This window comes from Turicibacter sp. GALT-G1 (assembly GCF_025594995.1).
Lineage (GTDB): Bacteria > Bacillota_I > Bacilli_A > MOL361 > Turicibacteraceae > Turicibacter > Turicibacter bilis.
In genome coordinates this window covers 1-506 of record NZ_JAMQUS010000017.1, presented here as the reverse complement: position 1 = coordinate 506, position 506 = coordinate 1, and the positions used below count along the sequence as shown (strand labels likewise).

At 37.2% G+C, this 506-nt stretch carries 1 protein-coding gene; it reads left to right on the top strand.

All coding sequences use genetic code 11. The annotated features are described in order from the left end of the window. A partial coding sequence (locus tag NEH74_RS03650) for a collagen binding domain-containing protein (RefSeq protein ID WP_262941098.1) occupies positions 1-506 on the top strand: 506 nt, incomplete at both ends.

Here is a 506-nt window from a genome sequence, read left to right as displayed (position 1 = left end):
ACAGTAACAGAATTATTAAAAGTAGATGAAAATGGCAATCCATTAGTGGGAGCGACATTACAAGTCTTAACGAAAGATGGAAAGTTAGTTGAAGAATGGATTTCAACGGATAAAGCACATCAAATTGTAGGATTAGCACATGGAGAATATATCTTCCACGAGGTGTCAGCCCCAAGTGGCTATATGTTAATGACAGATGTTTCATTTACGGTAACGGATAAGGCACAAACCTTAAAAGTACAAGGACAGGATTTACAAACAGTAACAGAATTATTAAAAGTAGATGAAAATGGTAACCCATTAGTGGGGGCGACATTACAAGTCTTAACGAAAGATGGAAAAGTTGTAGAGGAATGGATTTCAAAAGATACTGCTCATATTGTGACAGGCTTAGCACATGGAGAGTATATTTTCCATGAGGTGTCAGCCCCAAGTGGTTACACATTAATGACAGATGTTCCATTTGTGGTAACAGATGAACCAGTGGTCTTAAAAGTAAAAGGTAA